The organism is Glutamicibacter sp., assembly GCF_035257265.1.
GTDB lineage: Bacteria > Actinomycetota > Actinomycetes > Actinomycetales > Micrococcaceae > Glutamicibacter.
In genome coordinates this window covers 167248-191455 of sequence record NZ_DATEXC010000053.1, presented here as the reverse complement: position 1 = coordinate 191455, position 24208 = coordinate 167248, and the positions used below count along the sequence as shown (strand labels likewise).

Below are 24208 nucleotides of genomic sequence, written 5' to 3'. Positions count from 1 at the left end.
GAACCCTTTCAACAGGTTGCGAACGCCTTAGTGTAAGTTTTCGGGCAGAACTTTCTCAGACCGCAATGCTGGTGATTTTCCCTGCGTAAGGTATCTAATGAACTCTTACTCAGCCATCTAGCGGTGGATAAACCACGATGTCTTTTCCTTTGATGCTCGCTGCGTAGCGAGTAAGCCCTCGCAGCGCAGGTCCTGCGAGCACGCTGCCGTCTTCATAGTTATAACGTGAGCCGTGGCAAGCGCAATAAAAATTCGCTTCGGGAGTTTCTGTGCCCACTGCGCATCCCTGATGGCTACAGATATTTGAGTAAGCCAAAACCGTGCTTGCATCTGGTCGATAGAGCAATACGCCAAGGTCCTTGCCGCTGGCAGGCCCGCGTACGGTGACCTCGGCCTTTCCCAATTCCGCTAGCTGATCGCTAGGCAATACCTTTTGACCGTCCCCGTCGGGACTGGATGCCGCACTGGCTGGTTCCGATGAATCGGGGGAGGAGCTAGGGATGCAAGCGGTGAGCGCCACACCAAGACCGGTGGCACCGGCAGCGCCTAGAAGTGTGCGGCGAGTGGGCTTCGAAGGAGAATTCATGGGCTAAGTGTGGCAGAGACGGAGGCAAAAAACACTAGAACGCGAAGTATTTATTCCTCGTCGTCGTCAGGTCTAGCCCAAGTATACGACGATGTCCTTGCCCTTGATCTCGCATGCATAGCGAGGCAGAGCTTCGATTGCTGGTCCAGCGGTCGCCGAACCGTCTGCGGGGCTAAAGCGTGAACCGTGGCAGGCACAGTAAAAATCGTTCTTGGAAGACTTCGGGGTCACCGCACATCCTTGGTGGGTGCAGATGCTCGAATAGGCCAGCACGGTTTTTGCGTCCTTGCGGAAGAGCAATACGCCGATTTCTTCGCCCGTAGCTGGGTCTTTGGCAACAACCTGTGCCCGAGCCTTCTCTGGAAGGTCGGCTAAAGGTAGTACTGTCTGCGCTTCGCCGGTTGATTGTGGTACCTGTCCCGGTGTGGGGTTAGGAGCGGCGGATTCTCCGTTGCCGCAGGCGGTGAGTAATGCGCTGGAGCCTAGAAGTGCGGAAGCGCACATTACGGTACGGCGGGCGGGGCGAGCAATATCGGTCATAGCTAGAGTCTCTCAGATTAACCTGTGGCAAAGCTAAGCTGCAGCCCCTCTGCGAAGCAAGTCACAGGCTGATCCGCGAAAAAACAAAGAACCCCGTGTGGCTGTCATTCACCAAATGAATAATAGTCTCACGGGGTTCTTTGTAGAACGGCAGATTAGGAGTTGAACTTCTTCCCATTGACTCGGTCCGAGGCTCCAACCTGATCGAGGTACGGGGTGATCCCGCCTAGATGCATTGGCCAACCGGCACCGGTGATCATGCACAGATCAACGTCGGCAGCTTCGGCCACAACGCCTTCGGCAAGCAGCAAACCGATTTCTTCCGCCAAGGCGTCCTGCACTCGGGCCAGAATCTGCTCCTTAGTAGAAGGCTTATCGCCAAAGCTCAGCAACCCCTCCAGCTCGGGGTTTAGTATCTGGGCACCGGATTCATCCTTCGTCCACAAGGTGGTGATCTTTGCATCGATCAATTTGCCCAGATTCTCGGAGACCGCAAAACGCTCTCCGAAGGATGCATTGAGCGACTCATTGACGTGTTGTGCCACGGGCAGGCCAACCATCGACAGCAAGGTGAATGGGGTCATTGGAAGTCCCATGGGACGCAGCGCAGTATCTGCAGTGAGCGCGTCGGTGCCCTCATCGAATGCTGCCTGAACTTCACTCATCAAACGTAGTAGCACGCGGTTGACCACAAATGCTGCGGCGTCCTTGGTGCGCACGGTAGTTTTGCGGAGGTTTTTACCCAAGGCAAAGGCGGTGGCCACCGTTGATTCGCTAGTCCACTGGGTTGCTGCGATTTCCAGCAATGGCATCACAGCCACGGGGTTGAAGAAGTGGAACCCAACGAGGCGCTCAGGATGGGCCAAATCCTTGCCCATCTCGGTGACGGACAGTGAGGAGGTGTTGGTGGCCAAGATGCATTCGGCAGATACCACCGCTTCAACCTCGGCAAACACCTGCTTCTTGACATTGAGCTCTTCAAAGACGGCCTCGATAACAAAGTCCGCGTCCGCGAACGCTTCCTTGGTCGCCGAACCACTCACCAGAGCCTTAGTGCGGTTGACCGCGTCCTGGCTCATCCGACCCTTGGCATGGAGTTTGTCGATTTCACCGTGAATGTAGGCAAGACCCTTGTCTACGCGGGACTGATCAAGGTCGGTGATGATCACCGGCACGTTCAGTCGGCGTACGAAGAGCAGAGCCAGCTGGCTTGCCATCAAACCGGCACCAACCACGCCCACCTTCGTGACCGGACGAGCAAGCTTGGCACTAGGTGCCCCGGCGGGACGTTTGCCACGCTTTTGCACGAGGTCAAGGAACGCGTACACGGTGTTCTTGAACTCGTGGGTGGCCATCAGTTCGGTCAGCGCAGCGATTTCTAGTTCGGCGGACTGCGCTTGGGTGAGCGTCATGCCCTTGCGGAACACCTCGAGCACCTTGTACGGGGCGGGAGTCGCGCCGGAAAGCTTCGCATCAACGAATTTCTCTGCGCTATCTGCGGCGTCCATCCAGCGGCGCGCCACCTCTGGGTCGCTAGGATCCACCGAATTTTCGCGGCGTACTTCACGTTCACCGCTCAGTATCGAGCCCGCAAACTTGACCGAATTTTCGATGAAGTCCGCTGGCTCGAATAAGGCGTCGGCGACGCCGAGCTTGTGAGCTGCCGGACCGGAGAGCGTGCGGTTGTTGCTTAGTGGGTTCTCCACCATCACCTTCAGCGCATTTTCCGGACCGATAAGCCGTGGCAAGCGGTAGACGCCGGCCCAACCTGGGATGAGGCCAAGGAAGGCCTCTGGTAGTCCCAGTGCACCGGCGGTCGTGCTGACCGTACGGTAGTTACAGGCCAACGCGATCTCCAGTCCACCGCCCAGGGCGAGCCCGTTGATAAAGGCAAAGGTGGGGACGCCCAGGTCCGCCAGCAGGTCGTAGGCGCGGTGTCCCAGCGTAGCCATGGCGGTTGCATGTTCAGGCGCGGAGAGGCGGGTGACCGCGGACAGATCCGCGCCGGCGATCAAGAAATATGGCTTTCCGGTGATTGCGAGACCGTGAATTTCTCCTGCTTTGGCGCGCGCCGCCTGCTTTTCAAGTTCCGCACGCAGTTCGATCAGTCCGCTTGGGCCCAGCGTGGTGGGCTTTTTATGATCCAGACCGTTATCCAAGGTGAGCAGCACCAAGGTTTTGCCATCTGGCAGCTGCACATCCTTGGTGAAGGAGTGAGTCACGGTTTCGTCGTGCATGAGTTCGGTGACCGCCGAATAATCCTGTGTCATGTTCTCTTCCCTAAGCCTTCGTGCCGAAATCTGCGTGGTTTGGGTTCTCCCAAATTACGGTGCCGCCCATGCCCAAACCGATGCACATGGTGGTGATTCCGTACCTGACTGAATGATCTTCTTCGAATTGGCGAGCCAACTGAGTCATCAGTCGCACCCCAGAGGATGCCAGCGGGTGACCGACGGCGATCGCGCCACCATAACGGTTGACTCGCCCATCGTTCTGGTCAATGCCGTAGAAGTCGAGGAAGGAGAGCACCTGCACGGCGAAGGCTTCGTTGATTTCAAACAGGCCGATATCTGCAATATTCAGTCCGGCCTTGGCCAAGGCCTTTTCAGTAGCGGGGACCGGTCCGTAGCCCATCACATCGGGGGAGACCCCGGCGAAGGCGAAGGAGACCATGCGCATTTTCGGGGTTAGTCCAAGCTCACGCACGGCCGCCCCGCTGGCAAGCATCGCCGCGGTGGCACCGTCGTTGAGGCCCGCAGCATTACCCGCTGTGACTCGGCCGTGAGCGCGAAAAGGGGTGCGCAAATCGGCGAGGGATTCCATGGTGGTATTTGGACGTGGTGGTTCGTCGACGGTATTGACCGCCCACCCTTCACCAGGTCGTTGCGCGGCAACCGGCACCAGATCCGGCTGGATCTGGTTGTGCTCGTAGGCCTTGGCTAGCTTCTGCTGGGAAGCGACCGCGTAGCTGTCTGCGCGTTCCTTGGTGATTGCGGGGAACCGGTCATGCAGGTTTTCGGCGGTATTACCCATGTTTAGTGCTTGCGGGTCCACGATCTTTTCGCTCAGAAAGCGTGGGTTTGGATCTGCACCGGCACCCATAGGGTGATTGCCCATATGCTCGACGCCACCGGCGATCACTACGTCGTAGGAGCCGAAGGCGATGCCGCCAGCTAGCGAGGTAACCGCGGTCATGGCGCCAGCGCACATGCGGTCGATTGCGAATCCGGGTACCGACTCTGGAATCCCCGAGAGCAGTCCAACGGTGCGCCCAATGGTTAGGCCTTGGTCACCGGTCTGCGTCGTGGCAGCCATGGCGATTTCATCAATTTTCTCGGCCGGAACTCCGGGGTTGCGGCTAAGCAGGCCACGAACGGCTTTGACCGCAAGGTCATCGGCTCGTGTTCCGTGATAGATGCCTTTCTCGCCTGCTCGTCCAAAAGGGGTGCGTACCCCATCGACGAAAACGACATCGCGGTCCTCTAGTGAGGTGTGCGCGGATGCGGACACGGAGGTAGTGTTGACGCTCACCGTCGGGCTCCTTGGGATAGGTTTAGGCTGCCCAGAGATCAGGGGCAGTGGTCAGTATCACTGTGACCTAAACCATACGTTACTCATGAGTAACTTGAAGCGCAAGTGCTGACCTAGTGTCTCAGCAATTTCCCGAAGATCTGCGGTGGCTTAGTCGCGCAATGCGTCGGCAAGTTTTTCGCTCAAAAGCTCGCGCTGCCAAGGCCTGGCGCCAAGTTCTTCCAGCGCGCTATCTACGGTTCCGACGCTCAAGCCCGCTGGCGGGTTCCAGCACAATGCACGCAGGAATTTCGGAGTCAGCAGGTTTTCTCCGGGAATGTTCCAGTGCTCGCTAATCTCTGCGAGGACTTCGCGCGCCGCGGTGAGCCGCAGGGCTGCCTGCGGATTCTTCTCGCCCCAGATGCGGGCGTTGGGCAGGTCCTGTACCCCGGAACGTAATTCTGGAAGCTCGGTGTTATTTCTTCCGCGTTGCATCGCATCCAACCAGCGCGGTGCATCTCGTTTTGCGCTGCGCCCGTGGAAACCGGGAATCTGAAGCAGCGTTGGGACACTGTTTGGCCGATGGTTTACGGCTGCCATGATGGCAGAATCTGGCAGCAAGCGTCCGGGGGCCACATCACGGCTTTCTGCCAGGGACTCCCGGGACTGCCACAGTTCACGAGCTACCGAGAGGTTGCGGCGGTTCTTGATTTTATGGATACCAGAGAGCTTGCGCCAAGCTTCGGGTGGAGCCACTGGGTCTGGAAGATGGCGTACATACTCGAATTCTTGGGCAGCAAATTCCAGCTTGCCCTGTTCCTCAAGAATTTGGGAGATTTCTTCGCGCAGTTCGAACAGTACCTCCACGTCCAGTGCCGCATAGTTCAGCCAGGATTCGGGCAATGGCCGGGTAGCCCAATCCACCGCTGAATGTTCTTTGGCAAGTTGCAAACCCAATAGCTCGCCGACCATCGTTCCCAGTGCGACCCGGGGGAACCCTGCTAAACGGCCAGCGAGTTCGGTATCAAATAATCCGGTCGGGGCTAAACCCTCATCGTGCAAGCACGGCAAATCCTGGGTGGCAGCATGCAAGATCCATGGCAATTCATTCATGAAGTCGACCAGTGGATCGAGCGACTCGATGGCTTCGGGATCAATCAGCCAGGTGCTGGCGCCTTCGCGACGTATTTGGATGAGGAAGGCGCGGCGTCCATAACGAAATCCGCTGGAGCGTTCGGTATCAACTGCGAGATCTCCGGTGCCAGCGCGTAGCGCGCGAATCGCCCGGTTCAGTGCCGCAGGGGTGTTGATGACTTCCGGGATTCCGTCTCGTGGAGCGGTCAGTGGAGTCAAGGTTTGCTGGTCTGCGGCTGGATCTGAAGTAGTCATGGTCCTTCTATTCTAGGACCGATGGCACAAAGCGTTAGCTCATCCGATGGTGTGGCAGTTGTTGGACACCTTCGGGCAGTGGTGGCATGCCCGCAAAGGTACAAACCATATCGGCCCAGGCGCTCAAATGCGAGCCGAGTGCTTCACCGTCTTCTGGAGTCCACGAGGCGCGCAATTCGATGTCGATATGGTCGTGTTCGCCCTGTAGCTCACCGAAAGATTCGGAGATGACCCGTGTGGCGGTGCCGCCGGCGGAATGGTGTGCGGCGTGGCGCTCAGCCAATGCCTCTTCCAGCCAGCTCCAAGCTACGGATGCCAACATCGAGTCTTGGCCCATCTCATGATCTAAGCGGGCGCGAATATAAGTGACGACGCGGAATTTTCCGCACCATAATTCTTGGCCAGCAGGATCAAATAGCAGGATAAAACGCCCCGTGGCTAAGGGAGTTCCCGGTAGCAAAAATGGAGTGCGTGAAAATTCCTGACCATGTTGTCCATGACTAGGCAACGAATTTTCCAGTACATCACCGCTCAGTGCCAAGGCGAAAGGTGCCAGCCGGGCGGGTGCTGGGATCTCTGTAATCTTTAGTTCTTTGCGAACATCTGCGCGCGAGAGTTCGCCCAGCGCCTCGGAAAAGGCGGTGGGAATTCGCGAAGCAGCAGGTTCATTGGACACAATCCGAGTCTAAAACGCGCCGTACCGCTGGTGCGGTACGGCGCGCCGATTTAGCCTAAGCTGCGCGGTGTGCGGCCATCAATTCACGCAGTTTTGCGGTAAATGCGAGCACATCCTGCTCGGTGGTGTCAAAGGAGCACATCCAGCGAACGTGGCCCGCTGCGCGGTCCCAGTCATAAAAGCGGAAGTGCTCACGCAACTGGTCAGAGACCTCTGTAGGCAACTGTGCAAAAACACCATTGGCTTGTGCTGGGTAGACCAGCTGGACTCCGTCGATCTCAGCGACATCAGCGGCCAGCTGTGCAGCCATTGCGTTAGAGTGCCCGGCAAGCTCGCGCCACAAACCGGTTCCGTAGAGCTCAAGCAACTGTGCGGAGATGAAACGCATCTTGCTGCCCAGCTGCATATTCATCTTGCGCAGGTATTTCAAATCCTGAGCTAGTGCAGGATCTAGCGTCAGAATTCCCTCGCCGAGCAGCAATCCATTTTTGGTGCCACCCAAAGAAACAATATCAACGCCAACATCCGTGGTGAGCTCACGTAGTTCCACACCGAGCGCGGCTGCCGCATTGGACAGGCGCGAGCCGTCCAAATGAACCTTCATGCCCCGTTTGTGGGCGTGGTCGGTAATCGCGCGAATCTCCGCCGGAGTGTAGAGCGTCCCCAGCTCCGTACCCTGGGTAATTGACACGGCCAAAGGTTGGGCACGATGCTCATCGCCCCAGCCCCAGGCTTCCTGGTCGATCAGTTCTGGGGTTAGCTTGCCATCTGCCGAGTTCACCTGCAGAAGTTTAAAGCCACCGATGCGTTCGGGAGCACCATTTTCATCCACGTTGATGTGCGCGGTATTCGCACAAATCACCGCTCCCCAGCGAGGAAGCAACGACTGCAACGCGGTCACATTGGCGCCGGTTCCGTTAAACACCGGAAAAATCGCGGCATTCCCGCCAAATAGTTTCTGCGCCATCTGATCCAGAGCCGCCGTGTAGTCGTCATCACCGTAGGCGCTTTGATGTCCGCCGTTTGCACGAGTAATCGCCTCAAGGATGCGCGGGTGCACGCCGGAGTAATTATCGGAAGCGAATCCGCGCACTGCAGGGTCGTGGCTAATGGTCATAGGTTTTGAGTCCTTTGCTGGTGGTACGTAGGCGGTGGTGTGCTCACTTAAAAACGCTACACCACCACCGTTGGATCCTGCTTAGGCGGTAGCTAATGGCAGGCGTTGACCGTTGACTTCTGCTGGGTCCGCGCTCAGTAGTTCAACGGCTGCCGTGGCCAGAATCGACACGGGTGTGTGGCCAGCTGGCGCCTCAGTAGCTGACTTATCGCTCAATGCTTTGACAACCCAACTGAGCGCCGCCGCTTGGGGCGCCTGCTTGCTGAACAATCTTGCGATGGCGTTTATCCAGTGTTCTGCTGCTGCCTTAACCGCCCCATAATTGGCGTTGGAGGGAGTCGGGTTCGTGACCGCTTGCGCGCTGACAATTGCTAAGCGACCGGCGCTCGAAGACACCAGATCATCAACGAATACCCGGGTCGTATTACGCAGCGTAGTCATCACACTGGTATGGAGAAAATCCCAGTCAGCGTCGGACTGCCCGGTGATCGACTTACCGCCGCGCCAACCGCCAACCAGATGCAGTAAAACGTCGATTTTTCCATGCTCCGCGTGTATTTCCTGCCCAAGGTCGGTTACCTCCTGCAGGTCCGTGAGGTCGCAGACATAGCGTGAGCTGACAAATCCGAGGCGCTCTTCCAAGCGTTCTGCATTGCTGCCGACCGCCAAAATGCGCGCTCCAGCATCTGAAAGTTCGCGGGCTACCGCGACTCCTGCAGCCGAGGTAGCCCCGGCAATCAGTACCAGTGGGTTATTTTCTACTTTGCTCATAAAACCGATCCTAGATGCTTGTTGCGCCGGTCATGCCACGAGTCGAGTCGATCACCGCGGCCATCTTCTTGTTGAGCGCTTCGTAGAACATCGACAGTGGGAACTCGTCGTCCATAACCTGGTCGGTGATTTCGCGCAGCGGGGAAGTCAGCGGCAGCGCGTCAGGGCCCTTAGCCCACACCGAGGCGGGGTTCGGGGTCACCGTGGAAGAGACCAATTCATAGGCGGCCAGCCAGTGTGCAAGCTTTGGGCGGTCGATCGATTTCCAGTACAGTTCATCGATCGCATCCCCCAAGGCCGCAACGATTTCTGGTACCTGATCCCAATCGATGCTCAGCTTGGTGTCGGTCCAGTGCAAAACGTGGTGCTGGTGCATCCAGGCGAACAGTAGCTGGCCGCCGAGTCCGTCGTAGTTACGCACTCGCGATCCGGTGATGGCAAAACGGAAGATCCGGTCGAAGATCACCGCGTACTGCACAAGCTTGGCGGTCTTAGCGGCCTGTGGGTCACTTTTCGGATCACTGGCGATCTTCATGGATTCGCGGAAGGCGGTTAGGTCGCAACGCAACTCTTCGAGCGAGTAGAGGAAGAATGGCATGCGCTGTTTGATCATGAATGGGTCAAATGGCAGATCCCCGCGCATGTGGGTGCGATCGTGAATCAGATCCCACATGATAAAGGTTTCTTCGGTTAGCTGCTGGTCGCTCAGTAGTTCTGCCGCGTCTTCAGGTAGCTGCAGGTTGGTGATCGCCGCCGCTTCCTTGAGCACCTTGCGAAAACGTGCGGCCTCGCGGTCCTGGAAGATGGCGCCCCAGGTAAATGACGGGGTTTCGCGAATGGCTACGGACTCCGGAAAGAGCACCGCGGAGTTGGTGTCGTATCCGGCGGTGAAGTCCAAGAAACGCAGTGGTACGAACAGCGCGTTGGTGTAGCTGTTGGCTTCGAGCTCGGAGATAAAGTCAGGCCACATGACCTGCACCAGTACCGCTTCGAGATAGCGGTTGACCGAGCCATTCTGCGTGTACATCGGGAAGAGCACCAGATGCAGCAATCCGTCTTCACGCTGGGTTTGAGGCTGGAACTGAAGCAGCGCATCCAAAAAGTCAGGGACGCCGAAGTCGGCACTTTCCCATTTGTTCAGGTCTGCGATGAGCGCGCGGAAGTAGGCCTCATCATGGGCGAAGTATGGCAGGAGCTCTTCCAGTGCGGCCACGATGCGGGCAATCAGTTCGCGCGCTTCGTCGCGAGTTGCCGGGTCGGCGAGCGAGCCGTCCTTGGACTGCAGATTCTGGAATTGCGAGGCGGATGCCTTCAAGGACAGCCATGCGTCATGGGAAACGAGCTGGTCCGTGGTGGCGCGGGGGGAATGCTGGAGCTGAGTCATCGTGGGGCACCTCTTGAGAGTCTTTGGTCGGTTCGCTGCTTAGCTATCACGCTACGCCCAAAGAACAGCATTAGTAATGCTCGATCAGCTATGAATAAGCATCTCTAATGCTAAGAGTGAGGTGCACCCCACGACGGTCAGAGGCTTTAGCCCTGCGTTTCGCGCAAGGTCAAGCTCAGCGAGTTCATGCAGTACCGCAGATCGGTGGGCGTTTTGAAACCCTCGCCCTCAAAGACGTGACCCATATGCGAATCACAGTTCGCACAGCGCACCTCGACGCGCTTCATGCCCATCGTCTCGTCGGTAATGTAACGCACCCGATCCTCCGCCAGCGGTGCGTAGAACGAGGGCCAACCGCAGCTCGCGTCAAACTTCGTGTCACTGGCAAACAGCTCCGCGCCACATGCCCGGCAGGAGTACACACCCTGTGTTGTGGTGTCCCAATATTCACCGGTAAAAGGACGTTCCGTGCCTGCCTGACGCAAGACGTTGAACTCCTGCGGAGAGAGAACTTGCTGCCAGTCGATTTCTGTCTTCTTTGAATCTTCACTCATATAAGGCATAACGATTTGCACGGCGAGATGATTCCCGAGCGTTCATTTGAGAGTATGGGCACATGGCTCGAAACATCGTCGACACCCTAGAACCGCGCAAAACCCTGCCCGCCACGCTATTGGGCGTCTCCCTGGGACTTGCCGCGGGCTCGGTATTTGCTGCCAGCGTCTCGGCATTGGCCGGATATTTTGCCCGACGTATGGTCACCCCGGAGGAACGACGCACGGGCAACGCACTCATTCGCGCCATCGTGACCGACGATGAAGGGCAAATCTGGTTGCGTTTCACCCGCGACGCAGACACCGCCGATCCTGGCGCCTGCATGCTCATCGCCGAGGCGGAAGCCTGCGTGGCCCGGCTATCGGCCCCACGCCCGGTACCTGGCAAACCCCGGCTGGTAGCCCGCAAACTCGAACAGATTTATCGTGGAAGCCTGGATGGAGTGCGCCGCGGATACCTTTCTGGCGCCATCTATGAACACCCTGAAGATGCTGGTTTTGACGCCCAGGACATCACCCTTGAGCTAAGCGTGGGTCCCGGACCGGCCTGGCTGATTCCGGGCACCACCGCGCCTCATCTCTGGGTGATCGGGGTGCACGGACGTGGTGCCAAACGTACCGAATCCATCCGCGCGCTACCGGTGCTCACCGAACTGGGAGCCACCGTGGTGCTGATGAGCTACCGCAACGACGGGCTCGCCCCCAGCGCCATCGACGGGCGCTACGGACTGGGGGATACCGAATGGCAGGATGTGGAATCGGCAGTGCGCTACGCCCGGGATCACGGGGCCACGCAGATTGTGCTCTTGGGCTGGTCCATGGGTGGGGCGATCGCCCTGCAAACCGCTGATCGCTCGGCGCTGGCTGCTGAAATCGACTCGCTGATGCTCGTGGGACCGGTGATCAACTGGGTTGATGTCATCTCGCACCAGGCAAGACTGAATAAGATCCCGCAAACTGTGGGGCGTTTTGCGGGGTGGCTGCTGACAAATAGGGCGGGTCGTTGGGCTACCGGGCTCGCCGCACCGGTGAATCTTAAAAGGCTCAACTGGGTGGACCGGGCCGCCGAACTACAGCATCCGACCCTGCTTATGCACAGTAAAGATGACCAGTTTGTGCCCTACGGTCCGAGCCTCAAACTTGCTGCCCTACGCCCAGACCTAGTCACCCTACGAGTCTTTTCCGGTGCCGGACATACCCGGGAACCAAATAGCGACCCGCAGAGTTTTGCCGCCGCGATCCGCGAGTTCCTCACCCAGCGGATGGAAACTCAGCGGTAGCTGGCGATGGGAGCCACCAGTGCGTTCAAGATTGCTACCGCATCATCGGCGGCTATTTGTAGGCTGAACCCGCGCCGCCCACCGGAAATAAAAATGGTTTCGAACTGCGCCGCACTGGCATCGAGCACCGCCGGGGAGATTTGACGCTGGCCAAAGGGCGAGATCCCGCCCAGCACATAACCGCTGCGCCGTTGCGCGGCGTCCTTGTCTGCCATCTGCGCCTTTTTAGCACCCAAAACCGCGGCCACTGATTTCAGGTCCAACGTCGAATCAACCGGGACAATCGCCACCGCCAACTCTTCACTGGCCCGCGCACCGGTGGACACCATCAGTGTTTTAAACACCCGCCGAGATTCAACGCCTAATTGCGCCGCGGCTTCCGCGCCGTAACTTTGCGCCGAATCACTATGTGTATAACTATGCGCAACATAGGTAATGCCGGCCGCTTCCAAGGCGGCAGTTGCCGGAGTGGAAGCGGCCTTTGATTTTTTTGCCACGAACTATTTTCTTTTCAGTTCTCTGCCTACCGCTACGCGGCGGCTAGCTGTTCGGTGACCTGACGCTTAATCCGGCCAAGCATCGCGCTCATTCCACGCATCCGCAGCGGGGATAACGCACGTGACAAGCCCAAGCGGGCCGGCATGTCCTCAGGAACAGCTAAAATTTCCTCGGCCGGTGACCCGTCAAGGCCGGCGGCGAGCACCGAGGCAAAGCCACGAGTAGTCGGCGCCTCCGGGGGAGCGGAGAAGAACAAGCGCACCACTTGATCCGCACCCACCTCGACGACCAAAAACAGTGGCGACTGGCACTCCACTACCTGTTCCAGAAGTTCTGGATGCTCCGCTAAATGCGGTGGCAGCTCGGGTAACTCGCGGGAGTAATCCAACAGCAGTTCCAGTCTGTCGGCTTCCGGAACCTCGCTGAATTCCTCGACGATTTCTGCCAGCGCCGGGTTTAGTGCGCTCATGCGCGGGCTCCACGCTTAGCAGGAAGTTCGCCGTTGGCTTCGCCACGCACGATAGGCACACCCACCGCATTGCCCCACTCGGTCCATGAACCGTCATAGTTGCGTACGGATTCGAAACCCAACAGGTGCTTGAGCACAAACCAAGTGTGGCTGGAACGCTCGCCAATACGGCAATAGGCCACCACATCGTCGCCCGGCTTCAACCCGGCTTCCTCGAAGTAGATCGCTTCCAAGTCGGCGCGTGACTTAAACGTGCCATCGGCTGCGGCGGCCTTACCCCACGGCACCGAGGCGGCGGTCGGAATATGTCCGCCGCGCATGGCTCCCTCTTCGGGGTAATTTGGCATGTGGGTTCGTTCACCGGTGTATTCCTCAGGCGAACGTACGTCGATTAGCGGGTTGCCCAGGTGTTCGAGCACCTGTGGCAGGTAGGCGCGGATCACGCTGTCGTCGCGTTCGATCACCGGGTATTCGGCGGCGGTGACGGCAGGCTTCTCGGTGGAAGTCTCTCTCCCCTCGGCGATCCACTTGTCACGTCCGCCATCAAGCAAACGCACATCTTCGTGGCCAAAGAGGGTGAATACCCACAGTGCATAGGCAGCCCACCAGTTGGACTTGTCCCCATAAATCACGACGGTCGAATCACGGCTAATGCCCTTGGAGGCCATAAGTTCGGCAAAGGCCGCACCTTCCACGTAATCGCGGGTGACCTCATCGTTCAGCTCGGTGAACCAGTCGATCTTCAGCGCGCCGGGGATGTGCCCGGTGGAGTAGAGCAAAATGTCTTCGTTGGATTCGAGCACTACCAGGTTCTCAGCGCCCAGATTCGCTGCCAGCCAGTCGGTAGATACCAGACGTTCGGGATGGGCGTACTGCGCGTAGTTGGGGTTGTTCTCCAGCGGTAATGACATGCGTGATCACATTCCTTGTCTTGCGGTTTTTATCCGCTGGCGCGCGGGCGCCAGCCACATTCTCACCTTCTAGCCTAGTACCGAAGTGCAAACAATCGTGTGGGGTGCGACATTCTTCTCCATCTTCGAGCCTTAGCCAAGGTAAACTGGCCGATGGGCCGCAGGTAGTAGACCCAATCCATCACCCGCACGTCGAACTGAAGGACACCACCGAACGTATGGCCAAGATCATTCACCTGACACAGACCACACCGAACCTCTCGGTCGATGAACTGTTGGCCGGCTTCCACCCGTCCTACCGTTTTGGTGAGGTGTCCTTTAACACCTACCGTCCGGATCCTAACCAGCCTTCTCAGGCCGAAGCGGTCAGCAAACTGAGCAACTTCGCGCAAACTGTGGGTAAAAACAACGGTGCTGGGCTGTTCTCCAAGCTCTTCGGTAAAAAAACCACTGCCAAAAACGGCATGTACCTCGACGGCGGATTTGGTGTGGGCAAAACCCACCTGCTCGCGTCGCTGTGGCACGCTAGCCCCGGGCCCAAAGCCTTCGGCACCTTCGTGGAATACACCAACCTGGTCGGGGCATTGTCTTTCCGCCGCACCGTAGAGGTGCTCAGCGAATACAAGCTGGTCTGCATCGACGAGTTTGAGCTCGACGATCCAGGGGACACCGTGCTGATGTCTCGGTTGATGCGAGAGCTCTCCGACGCCGGAGTAAAACTGGCTGCGACCTCCAATACGCTTCCCGGCGCCCTCGGCGAGGGCCGCTTCGCCGCGGTGGATTTCCAACGCGAAATCAAGACCCTCTCGGAGCAGTTTGACGTGCACCGCGTAGACGGTGTCGACTTCCGCCACCGCGGCCTGCCCGACGCGCCGCAGCCGTTGGATGATTCGGCCATCGAGGAATTTGCCACCGAACGTTACCCAGAGGCAACTCTGGCGGTGGATGATTTCGCCGGCCTAGTGGCTCACCTGCATAAGGTTCACCCATCGCGCTACCGCCAGCTGCTGTCGGAAACAGATGCACTGGTCTTGCACAACGTGGACACCATCACCGATCAGTCGATCGCCTTGCGCTTCGTGGTTCTTGCTGACCGGTTATATGACAAGGATGTGCCGATCGTGGCCTCCGGTAAACCATTTAGCGAGTTGTTCACCGCAGAGATGATGGCCGGCGGTTACCAGAAGAAGTACTACCGCGCCGTCTCGCGTTTGACCGCCCTTGCCCGCGAGGGGCAGGTCGGCGAGCCCGCACTCTAATCACCGCTGAGTTTCAAGGATTTTCCTACTTCATCGTCGAGCGCCACGCTCGACGATGAAGTGCGTTAACAGCCCGGCCAGCAGCGCCCAAAACGCACCGCCAATCCCCAGCAGCGTGACATTACCGGCGGCTACCAGCACCGTCACCAACGCACTCAAACGCCAGTGCACATCTTGCATCGCGCCGAGTAGTGACTGCGTGAGGGTGGCTAGCAGCGCCAATCCTGCCGCAGCTTGGAATAAGCCCTCCGGCGATGCGCTGGCCACCGAAACAATCAGCGCACTAAACGCCGCGAAGAAAATATAGAAGCCTCCAGAGCTTACCGCAGCGCGCCAGCGTTTAGCCGGGTCCATTCCCGCTTCGGGCCCGGAAGCCAAGGCCGCGGTAATGGCCGCCAGATTAATTGCATGCCCACCAAAAAATGCGCTCACACCCGTTCCAGCACCGGTGAGCAGCATCGAGGAACGCCACGGCACGGTGTACCCAAAGGATTTGGCCACCGCCACCCCGGGGATATTTTGCGAAGCCATGGTCACGATAACTAACGGCACGCTAATGCTCACGATAGCCGCCCAAGAAAATTCCGGGCTTACCCACTCCAGACTCGGAAGTATCTCCAATTTTGACCACGCATTAGTCCCGGCAATATGCCACAGCCCAAAGCCCACCGCCGCCAGCATGCAAAGCACCACCGCAAATTTTGGGAAAAATCTGAGTCCGAGGAGAAACACCAGCAGGATGCCGAACGCCGGCACCGGAATCGCACCAAGCGCCGTGAATGGTTTCAGGCATAGCGGAAGCAATACGCCTGCGAGCATTCCCTGAGCAATCGGCACCGGAATGTGAGTCAGTAACCGCTGTAAAAAAGGGAGCAGCCCGGTTGCCATGATCAGCGCCCCTCCCACGATGAATGCGCCGACCGCTTGTTCGAAGCTAAAGGCTCCAGGAGCCAGCGCCGCGAGCATCGCAGCGCCTGGCGTAGACCAAGAAATTGTTAATGGTATGCGGTGCCTTAATGACAGCACGATGCTGCAAAGCCCCACTCCCAGAGAGAGGATCAGCAATCCGGAGGCGGCCTGACTCTCGGTCGCCCCGACCTGGAATAGCCCCGCAAGCACCACGGCAAAGGATGCGATGAATCCGACCATGGTGGTCACAAGGCCAGCGATGATCGCTTGAGGCAAGTCGTTGACGTGAGTATCTGTGCGTTCGGTCATAGAGACATTCTGTCAGGTCAAGCACGAGATAAAGCTATTGATTGTTAAAGCAAGAAAGGCACCGACGCAATGTCGGTACCTTTCCAGGATGCTTGGTCAAGGCCGAAGCACGAACACCAGGGGATTAGCCCTCGTTGTTCTGTCCTTCGTTTTGCTCAGCGTTGCCGCCAAGTCCACCTAGGAAGTCGTTAGCACCCTGCTGGGCACCGTCGACCTGGTCGGCGAACTTGCCGCCGGTCTTGTCATCGACAAAATTGCCAACGTTCTCAATACCTTCTGAGACTTGATCCGGGTTCTGCTTTGCGAATTCCTCTGCCTTGCCACGCAGATCATCAAATCCTGCCATGCTGCACCTCCATTCGACTGTGGGAACCCTTTTAGCTCCACAACTGTTACCCACCCTAAAACGAATTCTGTCTGCATGGAAGAGTCTGGAAATTCCCTGGCGTGTTGGTGCTGTGACCTTAAACGAAAAAGGGAATCACTTGGAGTGATTCCCTTTTTCATTTTTGGAGCGGTCAACGAGGTTCGAACTCGCGACCTCAACCTTGGCAAGGTTGCGCTCTACCAGCTGAGCTATGACCGCATGAATACTAATTCTCACTAGTATTCAGTGCGCGATACTGGGATCGAACCAGTGACCTCTTCCGTGTCAGGGAAGCGCGCTACCGCTGCGCCAATCGCGCCGAAGGATTCCGAAGAATCTCGACAGAAAACAAAGTAAACTCTGATTTCTCAGAGCGGACAACGAGGTTCGAACTCGCGACCTCAACCTTGGCAAGGTTGCGCTCTACCAGCTGAGCTATGTCCGCATTTGTGAATCTTGATCCGAAAATCAAGAGTCCGTGCGCGATACTGGGATCGAACCAGTGACCTCTTCCGTGTCAGGGAAGCGCGCTACCGCTGCGCCAATCGCGCAAAAAGAATAACTAACCTCTTTGCGAGGTGGGGACGGGATTCGAACCCGCGTAAACGGCTTTGCAGGCCGCTGCCTCGCCTCTCGGCCACCCCACCATACTCGGCCGAGGCCGAGTTGACTAATTTTACTTAGTCGATGTTTCTTTCTGCGAGCGGACAACGAGGTTCGAACTCGCGACCTCAACCTTGGCAAGGTTGCGCTCTACCAGCTGAGCTATGTCCGCAAAAAGTGTTTGTTTTTGCGCCGTTTCCGTTCGCTCCAACGAGTAAAAACTCTATACGAGTTTCCGCAGGCTTCCAAATCGAGAGCGTGAGATCTGGTTCACAAAGCCCAAAACCCGCGGAACTACGCGGAATATTCATGATTCTCGTTCGGACTAGGAGCAAAGCGTCCAGAGGCCATGCCATGATCGTGTGCATGACGTCACCGAAACTTGCTATTCAAACCGAATTGGGTCGAATGTACAGCCGTCAGGTGGGAGGGGAAGCTACCGTCCCCTCGATCACCACGGTCATCGGAATGGATAAAATGGATCTTTCCGGGTGGGCCGGCTATCTGGCAGCCAAGACTCTGTCGGAAGATCACCGTTTGTCCGAGGCGTTGTCCCAACCGAGCAAAATGCGATCCTTAGTGCGTGATTCTGCCGCGGCCGCCGAACGCTTCCGGGACTCGGCTGCAGCCCGCGGGGATCGGGTTCACAACTACGCCGAACACTACGCGTTGCGTGCCTTAGGCGAACCCGAGCAACTTCACAAGGCGCACGCAGAACTGGAAGCCAACAACGAGCTGGGCTTTGCCGCACACTTTGAAAAGTGGTGGGAGCAGTATCGGGTGCAGCCACTAGCCACCGAGGTAACGGTGTGGAATCACAGTGTTGGCTACGCGGGAACCATTGACCTGGTCGCCCGAATCGGTGGCAAGGTGTGCTTGGTGGATTACAAAACTAAGGCCATGGACCGCGAGGGATTCGTGAAAACCCCGGATGACAAAGTCATCATGCAGCTTGCGGCGGCCGCCAAAGCCGAAGAGCAGGTGCTCGATGCAGAAGCCGGCCTGTGGCAGGACTGGCCGCATGGCACCGATTCGATGCTGCTGGCGGTCGCGCTGGGGGAGGGTGGAAGCCGTACTTTTATGGCGCCGGTTCAAGCGCTCCCAGATTACTGGTCGAAGTTTTACGCACTGCGCCGCAACTGGGACGCGCAGTTCAAGATTGCCCAAGCGCGTGCCTCACTGGTGGAAATCACGCCGCCGCCTCAGGACCAGTCGCCTGCGGCACCGTAGACTGGTGTAGTTAGTGCCGGCACGCCCGGCACTGACACTTCGCACAGCACTACTAAGGGAGCCACACGTACTATGGCGATTTTGGGAATTCGGATCATCGGTGATCCCGTTCTACGCACACCAGCGCAGGAGGTGACCGAGTTTGGGCCGGAAATCCAGAAGCTGGTCGACGACATGGATGAAACCATGGAAAACGTTGACGGTGCGGGCTTGGCGGCCCCCCAGGTAGGCGTATCACTGCGCGTTTTTACGTACCAAATTGGGGCCGAACGTGGTCACATCATCAACCCGGTACTTGAACTGAGCGAAGACTTCCAGACGGACGAAAACGAAGGTTGCCTGTCCATTCCCGGGATCTCCGCCCCCGTTGCCCGCAGGCGCCACGTGGTCGCTACCGGCTTCGACAAGTTCGGAAAACCGGTTCGTATCGAGGGCGAAGGCATGCTTTCCCGCTGCGTTCAGCATGAAACCGATCACCTCGACGGGGTGCTGTTCCTGGATCGGCTGGCCCCGGATGAGAAGAAAGCCGCTTGGCGCACGCTACGGGCCAGCAACTATGACCAAATGACCACCGCGACCGTGGCACAGCGCGCAGGATTCCTCGGATCCAGCTTCGGCGCCGGACTGGGGAACTAACTATGCGCATCCTTTTTGCTGGAACCCCGCAGGTTGCGGTCACCTCACTGAACTACCTAAATGACGCGGGTTTTGAGATCGCCGCGGTACTCACCCGCCCGGATGCCCCGCTGGGACGCAAACGCGTCATGACACCCTCTCCGGTGGCCGCACGCGCCGCGGAACTCGGGCTGGAAACCATCAAGTCGAACAAAATCGATGCCGAGGTGACGGCCCAACTAGCGGCGCTGAACCTCGATGCGGCAGCCATAGTCGCCTTCGGCGGGTTGGTTCCACAAGCCGCCCTGAGCGTTCCTACCCACGGCTGGATCAACCTGCACTTTTCGCTCTTGCCGCAGTGGCGGGGCGCCGCACCGGTGCAGCACTCGATCATTCACGGTGATGACATCACCGGCGCGGTCACCTTCCAGTTGGAAGCCGGATTGGATACCGGGCCGGTCTTCGGCCAGGTCACCGAGCGTATTGGTGAGTCAGATACCGCTGGAATCATGCTGGAAAAACTCAGTGAATCCGGCTCAATGCTATTGGTGCAAACCCTGCAGGCAATCGATTCGGGCCAGGCGCGGGCAATCGCCCAAAGCGGGTCGCACACCTATGCACCAAAAATTCTTGATGGCGACGCGCAATTAGATTTCACCCGCACCGCCACCGAAATTCGCCGCCGCGCCCACGGCACGAGCCCCTTCCCGGGACCTTGGGCCACCGCCGAGGAGTCCAGATATAAGTTCGGGCCGCTCAGCGAACGCCGCGAACGCACCGATCTGGCACCGGGTGGTGTACACATTGAGCCGGGCAAGCACCCCCAAGTCTTTATCGGCACCGCCACCTGGGCGTTGGAACTGTCAACTATTCAGCCTCCAGGTAAAAAAATGATGAACGCCTCCGACTGGGCCCGCGGAATCTTGACCCAAGGAACGAAAGTGAGCTTCGCATGAGCGAACACGATCCACACAACGAACCACGACGTAACGAAGCCGGGCGTACCCGCAACCGCGGGCAGGGGGACCGCCCCCGCCAGTACAGCCAGTCAGCCCCCGGGCAGCGTAAACGCGCCGCCGATCCGGCTCGCTTAGTCGCTTTTAAAGTACTGCGCGAGGTTTCCGCCAAGGACGCCTACGCCAACCTGGTCTTGCCCAAGATGATTCGCGAACACCAGCTGGAAAAGCGCGACGCCGGTTTTGCCACCGAACTGGCTTACGGTGCACTGCGCTCGCAGGGTTTCTACGACGCGATCCTCTCCACCTTGGTGGACCGGCCCTTGTCCGAGCTTGATCCGGCGATACTCGACGCACTGCGTTTGGGCGCCCACCAGCTGCTGGCGATGCGCGTGCCAAAGCATGCGGCGTTAGATGAAACCGTGTCCTTGGCGCGCGCGCAGATTGGCGCCGGACCCTCGGGACTGATCAACGCGGTCTTGCGCAAGGTCAGCCTGATTGAGCCCGAACAGTGGGTCGCGCAGCTGACCGCGGCTACCACCAGCGAGTCTGAAAAACTCTCCATCGAGCACTCGCACCCGGACTGGATCGTGCGTGCACTACGCGGCGCATTGATCGCGCACGGCCGCGAGGCCACCGAACTTCCTGCGTTGCTTGAAGCGGACAACCTCGCCCCGGTAGTCAACCTGGTCGCCCTGCCCGGCCTGGGCACCGTGGACGCGGCGCTGGAAGCTGGCGCCGAGCCGGGCACCCTGGTGGCCGATTCGGCCACCTATAAGCATGGCGATGTGGCCCGCGTGCCTGGCGTGCGTGAGGGAACCATCCGTGTGCAGGATGCCGGCAGCCAGCTGGTAGCCCGCGCGCTGGCCAGCATTGAGTTGCCGGTGCCAGGCGAAGATACCTACTGGCTCGATCTCTGTGCAGGTCCCGGCGGTAAGGCGGCGTTGCTCGGCGCACTAGCCGTCCAGCGCGACGCGCGGCTGACCGCAAATGAACCTACCGAACACCGTGCCCGGCTGGTTGAACAGTCCATGTCTGCGGTGCCAGGAGATTTCTGGATGGTCACCACCAAGGACGGCCGCGACTACGGCACCGAAGAATTTGCCGGGGACTATGACCGCATCATGGTTGACGCGCCCTGCTCAGGGCTTGGCTCGCTACGCCGCCGACCAGAATCCCGCTGGCGCAAGCAGCCTCGTGACATCCCGGAGCTGACCAGCCTGCAGGGTGAACTGCTCAGCGCCGCGTTCAGCGCGGTGCGCGTGGGCGGGGTGATCGGCTTTGTCACCTGCTCGCCGCATATGGCGGAAACGCGTCTGGTGGTCGAAGATTTCCTCAAGTCGCACTCGAACGCCACATTGCTGGATACCGGGGCCGCGGTCAGCGCTGTCGCCCTGGACGGTTTCCCGGCCAGCGGCCACGAACTTGCCGGTGGCAGCACCGCGCAGCTGTGGCCGCATGTGCACGGCACCGACGCCATGTTCATGGCGATCATCACCAAAACCGCCTAGTTCGCGGCCTAATTTCCAGCGTCCCATCCAAGGAGCACCGATGAGCCACCCGCGCATTAACCCGTCGATCCTTTCCGCAGACTTCGCCAACCTCGCCAGCGAGTTGGAACGTATCCACACCGCAGACGCGGTCCACGTGGACGTGATGGACAACCATTTTGTGCCAAATCTGACCCTCGGGCTTCCCGTGGTGGACGCGCTGCAAAAGACCAGCAAGCTGCCGATCGACGTGCACTTGATGATCGAAAACGCCGATCGCTGGGCTCCGGAATATGCACAGCTCGGTGTGGACTCGGTGACTTTTCATGCCGAGGCCTCGGCCGCGCCGATCCGTCTGGCCCGCGAATTGCGTGCCGCCGGATCCAAGGCGGCGATGGCGTTGCGTCCGGCCACCCCGGTCGAACCGTACTTGGACATGCTCGGTGAGCTGGACATGATCTTGTTGATGACCGTTGAGCCGGGTTTTGGCGGACAGAAGTTCCTGGATCTGGTGCTGCCGAAGATCAGGCGCACCGCCAAGGCTATTGCCGGCACCGGCAAACCAATCGCCCTGCAGGTGGACGGCGGCATCTCCCGGGATACGATCCTGCGCGCCGCCGAGGCCGGAGCCGACGTATTCGTGGCGGGTTCCGCGGTGTACTCGGCGCCGGAACCTGCCGCCGAAATTGACGCATTAAGAAACCTTGCGCGCATCACCGGCTAAGATGTGTCAGACTAGGTGTTAATAAACACGAATACGTGCTCCGGGGTCGGTGTAAGTCCGAACCGGCGGTGATAGTCCGCGACCCGCTTCCAAAGCCACAAGCTGAGGAAAGCGGTTGAGCCGGTGAAATTCCGGTACCGACAGTTAAAGTCTGGATGGGAGAAGCACGGGTTTGATTTGCCGTTGGCGATGCTGACCGGACCGCTCTAGGGAGCCCTCCGCGCACTACGTCTAGGCCATCAAATGCACACCCCCGGAGCCGCCGCTTCGAGAAGGGTGAATGATGGATATTCTGCGGTGGCTCATTGAAGCTTTTAACTCACAAATTGCGATCGGTTCCTCGGCACTTTTGGTGCGCGAGGTCGTCGGCAATATTTTTGGTCTAGCCAGCGCGCTAGGCGGCATGCGCCGTAAAATCTGGGCTTGGCCCGTAGGTATAATCGGCAACCTCTTACTGCTCACCGTCTTTCTGGGCAGCATTTTCGACACCGGTTATAGCGCCAACCTCTGGGGTCAGGCCGGACGGCAAATCATGTTCATCGCCGTGTCCTTCTACGGATGGGTGCGTTGGAAGCAGGCCCGCGATGAAAACGGCGCAGGCCACGCGGTCACCCCGCAATGGGCGTCAAATAGGGCCCGAGTGGCTCTGGTAGCGATCCTCATTGTTGGCACCGTGGCGCTGACCCCGCTCTTCAGGGCGTTAGGCTCTTACGATCCGGTCTGGGCCGACGCCTGGACCTTCGTCGGTTCGCTGCTGGCCACCTATGGCATGGCCAAGGGCTGGGTCGAATTTTGGCTGATCTGGGTCGCGGTGGACGCGGTCGGCGTACCATTGCTTTTCTCCGCTGGTTACTACGCCAGCGCCTTCATGTACCTGTTCTACGGTGGTTTCACCATCGTTGGCTTCTTCGTCTGGATGAAGGCTAAAAGGAACGAAAAACCGGCGATCGAAACCGAAATGCCCGATCCGACTATCAGGGGGAACAAGTCATGATCGAAACCGCAGATCTGGACCAGGCACTGCGCACCGCACTGGAAGCTGCGATGCGCGGCGCGCGCGGCGCCAACCCACTCGTCGGCGCGTGCGTGCTGGACGGGGCGGGACGGGTGATCGCCACCGGTTTCCACCTCGGCGCCGGCAACCCGCACGCGGAAATTGACGCGCTGCGCCGTTTAGGCCGGATGGATCGTGCCCAAGCCCAGGAGCTGACCATGGTGGTCACGCTGGAACCGTGCAACCACACCGGACGCACCGGTCCCTGCGCCCAGGCTATCGCCAACGCCGGCATCGGACATGTGCACTATGCGATGAGCGATGACACCAGCGCAGCCAGCGGCGGGGCGCAGTTCCTGCGTTCGCGTGGCGTCCAGGTGACCCAGAGCGAAAATAATCAGGCGGCCTGGGAGCTAAACCACCGCTGGTTCCGCGCCAAGGCAGAAAATCGCCCCTTCATCACGGTGAAAACCGCGCAATCCCTGGACGGACGGATCAACGCGCCCGACGGCAGCAGCCAATGGATTACCTCGGATGCCTCGCGCAACCACTCGCATGGGCTGCGTGCCCGAGTAGACGCGATCGTCGTCGGCACCAATACGGTGATCGCCGACGATCCGCGGTTGACCGCGCGCACCGCCGCCGGGGGACTGCACGAGCACCAGCCTTACCGTATTGTGATGGGGCACCGCGAACTGCCAGAAAACCTGGCCCTGGCCTATGACAGCAACTGGGAACAGCTGCGCACCCATGAGGTCTCCGAGCTCATCGAACGCGCCACCGAACTGGGCTTTAATCACCTGCTCATCGAGGGCGGTTCGATCATCGCCTCGGCCTTCATCGAAGCCGGCCTGGCGGATGAAATCTACTGCTACCAGGCCCCGGTGATTATCGGCGCGGGCAGCACCTCGGTGAATATCGCCTCGGTGACCACCCTGTCCCAGGCCCGGCATTTCAGGCTCGACGCCCACCAGTCTGACGCACTGACCCGGCTGGACGCCGACGTGATGATGCATCTTGAACCGCTGCCCGAGCGCGCAGCCAGAACTTTCTAGAAGGAAATCACA

At 58.9% G+C, this 24208-nt stretch carries 24 protein-coding genes, 6 tRNA genes and 1 riboswitch; of the genes, 9 read left to right on the top strand and 21 right to left on the bottom strand.

Features of this window, described 5'->3' with window-relative positions; all coding sequences use genetic code 11:
* Window positions 1–109: 109 nt before the first annotated feature.
* The 10 genes from VJ369_RS15080 to msrB form a co-directional block, all read right to left on the bottom strand.
* Window positions 110–586, bottom strand: a complete 477-nt coding sequence (locus VJ369_RS15080; protein WP_324092864.1) for a Rieske (2Fe-2S) protein — start codon at window positions 584–586, stop codon at window positions 110–112.
* 72 nt (window positions 587–658) lie between these two features.
* Complete coding sequence (locus tag VJ369_RS15075; protein WP_324092863.1) at window positions 659–1126, bottom strand: Rieske (2Fe-2S) protein; 468 nt, start codon at window positions 1124–1126, stop codon at window positions 659–661.
* A 155-nt stretch (window positions 1127–1281) separates the two neighbouring features.
* The gene (locus VJ369_RS15070; protein WP_324092862.1) at window positions 1282–3396 is read right to left on the bottom strand and encodes a 3-hydroxyacyl-CoA dehydrogenase NAD-binding domain-containing protein; all 2115 of its coding nucleotides are present in this window, start codon (window positions 3394–3396) and stop codon (window positions 1282–1284) included.
* Window positions 3397–3406: 10 nt separating this feature from the next.
* Window positions 3407–4657 (bottom strand): acetyl-CoA C-acyltransferase, encoded by a 1251-nt coding sequence (locus VJ369_RS15065; RefSeq protein WP_324092861.1) that lies wholly within the window; start codon window positions 4655–4657, stop codon window positions 3407–3409.
* A 150-nt stretch (window positions 4658–4807) separates the two neighbouring features.
* Window positions 4808–6025 carry a ribonuclease D gene (locus VJ369_RS15060; protein WP_324092860.1) on the bottom strand — a complete coding sequence of 406 codons (1218 nt, stop codon included), beginning with the start codon at window positions 6023–6025 and terminating at the stop codon, window positions 4808–4810.
* A gap of 34 nt (window positions 6026–6059) precedes the next feature.
* The gene (locus VJ369_RS15055) at window positions 6060–6701 is read right to left on the bottom strand and encodes a DUF3000 domain-containing protein (protein ID WP_324092859.1); all 642 of its coding nucleotides are present in this window, start codon (window positions 6699–6701) and stop codon (window positions 6060–6062) included.
* Between the two features lie 55 nt (window positions 6702–6756).
* A complete protein-coding gene (locus VJ369_RS15050) occupies window positions 6757–7818 on the bottom strand; it encodes a low specificity L-threonine aldolase (RefSeq protein WP_324092858.1) in 1062 nt (353 codons plus the stop codon).
* An 81-nt stretch (window positions 7819–7899) separates the two neighbouring features.
* A complete protein-coding gene (locus tag VJ369_RS15045) occupies window positions 7900–8589 on the bottom strand; it encodes an SDR family oxidoreductase (protein WP_324092857.1) in 690 nt (229 codons plus the stop codon).
* Window positions 8590–8599: 10 nt separating this feature from the next.
* The gene (locus VJ369_RS15040) at window positions 8600–9973 is read right to left on the bottom strand and encodes a DUF6421 family protein (RefSeq protein WP_324092856.1); all 1374 of its coding nucleotides are present in this window, start codon (window positions 9971–9973) and stop codon (window positions 8600–8602) included.
* Window positions 9974–10119: 146 nt separating this feature from the next.
* Window positions 10120–10527, bottom strand: coding sequence for a peptide-methionine (R)-S-oxide reductase MsrB (gene msrB / locus VJ369_RS15035; protein WP_105674936.1), 408 nt, complete (start codon window positions 10525–10527; stop codon window positions 10120–10122).
* Window positions 10528–10589: 62 nt separating this feature from the next.
* Between msrB and VJ369_RS15030 the strand changes: the two genes are divergently transcribed.
* Window positions 10590–11807: an alpha/beta hydrolase family protein gene (locus VJ369_RS15030; RefSeq protein ID WP_324092855.1), complete on the top strand. Its 1218-nt coding sequence runs from the start codon at window positions 10590–10592 to the stop codon at window positions 11805–11807.
* Here the strand turns inward: VJ369_RS15030 and ybaK are convergent.
* The 3 genes from ybaK to VJ369_RS15015 are packed head-to-tail and all read right to left on the bottom strand — an operon-like array spanning window position 11798 to window position 13685.
* Window positions 11798–12304 (bottom strand): Cys-tRNA(Pro) deacylase, encoded by a 507-nt coding sequence (ybaK, locus tag VJ369_RS15025; protein WP_324092854.1) that lies wholly within the window; start codon window positions 12302–12304, stop codon window positions 11798–11800. The two genes, VJ369_RS15030 and ybaK, sit on opposite strands and share 10 nt — an antisense overlap.
* A gap of 32 nt (window positions 12305–12336) precedes the next feature.
* Complete coding sequence (locus tag VJ369_RS15020; RefSeq protein ID WP_324092853.1) at window positions 12337–12774, bottom strand: SufE family protein; 438 nt, start codon at window positions 12772–12774, stop codon at window positions 12337–12339.
* Window positions 12771–13685: a sulfurtransferase gene (locus VJ369_RS15015; RefSeq protein ID WP_324092852.1), complete on the bottom strand. Its 915-nt coding sequence runs from the start codon at window positions 13683–13685 to the stop codon at window positions 12771–12773. The genes VJ369_RS15020 and VJ369_RS15015 overlap by 4 nt, the downstream gene beginning before the upstream one ends.
* A gap of 218 nt (window positions 13686–13903) precedes the next feature.
* Here VJ369_RS15015 and zapE point away from each other — a divergent pair, with 218 nt between their 5' ends.
* On the top strand, window positions 13904–14944 hold the full coding sequence (gene zapE / locus VJ369_RS15010) for a cell division protein ZapE (protein WP_324092878.1): 1041 nt from the start codon (window positions 13904–13906) through the stop codon (window positions 14942–14944).
* Between the two features lie 30 nt (window positions 14945–14974).
* On the opposite strand, the gene VJ369_RS15005 is transcribed toward zapE, so the two are convergent.
* The 8 genes from VJ369_RS15005 to VJ369_RS14970 form a co-directional block, all read right to left on the bottom strand.
* A complete protein-coding gene (locus tag VJ369_RS15005) occupies window positions 14975–16162 on the bottom strand; it encodes a benzoate/H(+) symporter BenE family transporter (protein WP_324092851.1) in 1188 nt (395 codons plus the stop codon).
* A gap of 124 nt (window positions 16163–16286) precedes the next feature.
* Window positions 16287–16508 carry an antitoxin gene (locus VJ369_RS15000; protein ID WP_324092850.1) on the bottom strand — a complete coding sequence of 74 codons (222 nt, stop codon included), beginning with the start codon at window positions 16506–16508 and terminating at the stop codon, window positions 16287–16289.
* Window positions 16509–16672: 164 nt separating this feature from the next.
* Window positions 16673–16748 (bottom strand) — tRNA-Gly (locus VJ369_RS14995).
* A gap of 28 nt (window positions 16749–16776) precedes the next feature.
* Window positions 16777–16848 (bottom strand) — tRNA-Val (locus tag VJ369_RS14990).
* Window positions 16849–16901: 53 nt separating this feature from the next.
* Window positions 16902–16974 (bottom strand) — tRNA-Gly (locus VJ369_RS14985).
* A 34-nt stretch (window positions 16975–17008) separates the two neighbouring features.
* A tRNA-Val gene (locus tag VJ369_RS14980) sits at window positions 17009–17080 on the bottom strand.
* Between the two features lie 25 nt (window positions 17081–17105).
* A tRNA-Cys gene (locus tag VJ369_RS14975) sits at window positions 17106–17176 on the bottom strand.
* A 55-nt stretch (window positions 17177–17231) separates the two neighbouring features.
* A tRNA-Gly gene (locus VJ369_RS14970) sits at window positions 17232–17304 on the bottom strand.
* 194 nt (window positions 17305–17498) lie between these two features.
* On the opposite strand from VJ369_RS14970, the gene VJ369_RS14965 reads away from it, so the two are divergent.
* From VJ369_RS14965 to ribD, 7 genes are all read left to right on the top strand, one after another.
* Window positions 17499–18362 carry a cytochrome gene (locus tag VJ369_RS14965; protein ID WP_324092849.1) on the top strand — a complete coding sequence of 288 codons (864 nt, stop codon included), beginning with the start codon at window positions 17499–17501 and terminating at the stop codon, window positions 18360–18362.
* A gap of 72 nt (window positions 18363–18434) precedes the next feature.
* Window positions 18435–18998, top strand: a complete 564-nt coding sequence (gene def, locus VJ369_RS14960; RefSeq protein WP_324092848.1) for a peptide deformylase — start codon at window positions 18435–18437, stop codon at window positions 18996–18998.
* 2 nt (window positions 18999–19000) lie between these two features.
* Window positions 19001–19933 (top strand): methionyl-tRNA formyltransferase, encoded by a 933-nt coding sequence (gene fmt, locus VJ369_RS14955; RefSeq protein WP_324092847.1) that lies wholly within the window; start codon window positions 19001–19003, stop codon window positions 19931–19933.
* Complete coding sequence (locus VJ369_RS14950; RefSeq protein ID WP_324092846.1) at window positions 19930–21444, top strand: RsmB/NOP family class I SAM-dependent RNA methyltransferase; 1515 nt, start codon at window positions 19930–19932, stop codon at window positions 21442–21444. Before fmt ends, VJ369_RS14950 begins: the two co-directional genes overlap by 4 nt.
* A 40-nt stretch (window positions 21445–21484) precedes the next feature.
* Window positions 21485–22147, top strand: coding sequence for a ribulose-phosphate 3-epimerase (gene rpe / locus VJ369_RS14945; protein WP_324092845.1), 663 nt, complete (start codon window positions 21485–21487; stop codon window positions 22145–22147).
* Between the two features lie 32 nt (window positions 22148–22179).
* Window positions 22180–22318, top strand: a riboswitch (FMN riboswitch).
* Between the two features lie 112 nt (window positions 22319–22430).
* The gene (pnuC, locus tag VJ369_RS14940; protein ID WP_324092877.1) at window positions 22431–23141 is read left to right on the top strand and encodes a nicotinamide riboside transporter PnuC; all 711 of its coding nucleotides are present in this window, start codon (window positions 22431–22433) and stop codon (window positions 23139–23141) included.
* The gene (gene ribD / locus VJ369_RS14935; RefSeq protein WP_324092844.1) at window positions 23138–24196 is read left to right on the top strand and encodes a bifunctional diaminohydroxyphosphoribosylaminopyrimidine deaminase/5-amino-6-(5-phosphoribosylamino)uracil reductase RibD; all 1059 of its coding nucleotides are present in this window, start codon (window positions 23138–23140) and stop codon (window positions 24194–24196) included. The genes pnuC and ribD overlap by 4 nt, the downstream gene beginning before the upstream one ends.
* The last annotated feature ends 12 nt before the right edge of the window (window positions 24197–24208 follow it).

What these genes read in the sequence shown, in the direction of transcription:
- rpe (WP_324092845.1), top strand. Translation starts at nt 21,485, where the DNA reads ATGAGCCACCCGCGCATTAACCCGTCGATCCTTTCCGCAGACTTCGCC.
- VJ369_RS15050 (WP_324092858.1), bottom strand. Translation starts at nt 7,818, where the DNA reads ATGACCATTAGCCACGACCCTGCAGTGCGCGGATTCGCTTCCGATAAT.
- def (WP_324092848.1), top strand. Translation starts at nt 18,435, where the DNA reads ATGGCGATTTTGGGAATTCGGATCATCGGTGATCCCGTTCTACGCACA.
- fmt (WP_324092847.1), top strand. Translation starts at nt 19,001, where the DNA reads ATGCGCATCCTTTTTGCTGGAACCCCGCAGGTTGCGGTCACCTCACTG.
- VJ369_RS15020 (WP_324092853.1), bottom strand. Translation starts at nt 12,774, where the DNA reads ATGAGCGCACTAAACCCGGCGCTGGCAGAAATCGTCGAGGAATTCAGC.
- VJ369_RS15015 (WP_324092852.1), bottom strand. Translation starts at nt 13,685, where the DNA reads ATGTCATTACCGCTGGAGAACAACCCCAACTACGCGCAGTACGCCCAT.
- pnuC (WP_324092877.1), top strand. Translation starts at nt 22,431, where the DNA reads ATGGATATTCTGCGGTGGCTCATTGAAGCTTTTAACTCACAAATTGCG.
- VJ369_RS15030 (WP_324092855.1), top strand. Translation starts at nt 10,590, where the DNA reads ATGGCTCGAAACATCGTCGACACCCTAGAACCGCGCAAAACCCTGCCC.
- msrB (WP_105674936.1), bottom strand. Translation starts at nt 10,527, where the DNA reads ATGAGTGAAGATTCAAAGAAGACAGAAATCGACTGGCAGCAAGTTCTC.
- VJ369_RS15045 (WP_324092857.1), bottom strand. Translation starts at nt 8,589, where the DNA reads ATGAGCAAAGTAGAAAATAACCCACTGGTACTGATTGCCGGGGCTACC.
- zapE (WP_324092878.1), top strand. Translation starts at nt 13,904, where the DNA reads ATGGCCAAGATCATTCACCTGACACAGACCACACCGAACCTCTCGGTC.
- VJ369_RS14950 (WP_324092846.1), top strand. Translation starts at nt 19,930, where the DNA reads ATGAGCGAACACGATCCACACAACGAACCACGACGTAACGAAGCCGGG.
- VJ369_RS15080 (WP_324092864.1), bottom strand. Translation starts at nt 586, where the DNA reads ATGAATTCTCCTTCGAAGCCCACTCGCCGCACACTTCTAGGCGCTGCC.
- VJ369_RS15005 (WP_324092851.1), bottom strand. Translation starts at nt 16,162, where the DNA reads ATGACCGAACGCACAGATACTCACGTCAACGACTTGCCTCAAGCGATC.
- VJ369_RS15070 (WP_324092862.1), bottom strand. Translation starts at nt 3,396, where the DNA reads ATGACACAGGATTATTCGGCGGTCACCGAACTCATGCACGACGAAACC.
- ribD (WP_324092844.1), top strand. Translation starts at nt 23,138, where the DNA reads ATGATCGAAACCGCAGATCTGGACCAGGCACTGCGCACCGCACTGGAA.
- VJ369_RS15040 (WP_324092856.1), bottom strand. Translation starts at nt 9,973, where the DNA reads ATGACTCAGCTCCAGCATTCCCCCCGCGCCACCACGGACCAGCTCGTT.
- VJ369_RS15060 (WP_324092860.1), bottom strand. Translation starts at nt 6,025, where the DNA reads ATGACTACTTCAGATCCAGCCGCAGACCAGCAAACCTTGACTCCACTG.
- VJ369_RS15000 (WP_324092850.1), bottom strand. Translation starts at nt 16,508, where the DNA reads ATGGCAGGATTTGATGATCTGCGTGGCAAGGCAGAGGAATTCGCAAAG.
- VJ369_RS15075 (WP_324092863.1), bottom strand. Translation starts at nt 1,126, where the DNA reads ATGACCGATATTGCTCGCCCCGCCCGCCGTACCGTAATGTGCGCTTCC.
- VJ369_RS14965 (WP_324092849.1), top strand. Translation starts at nt 17,499, where the DNA reads ATGACGTCACCGAAACTTGCTATTCAAACCGAATTGGGTCGAATGTAC.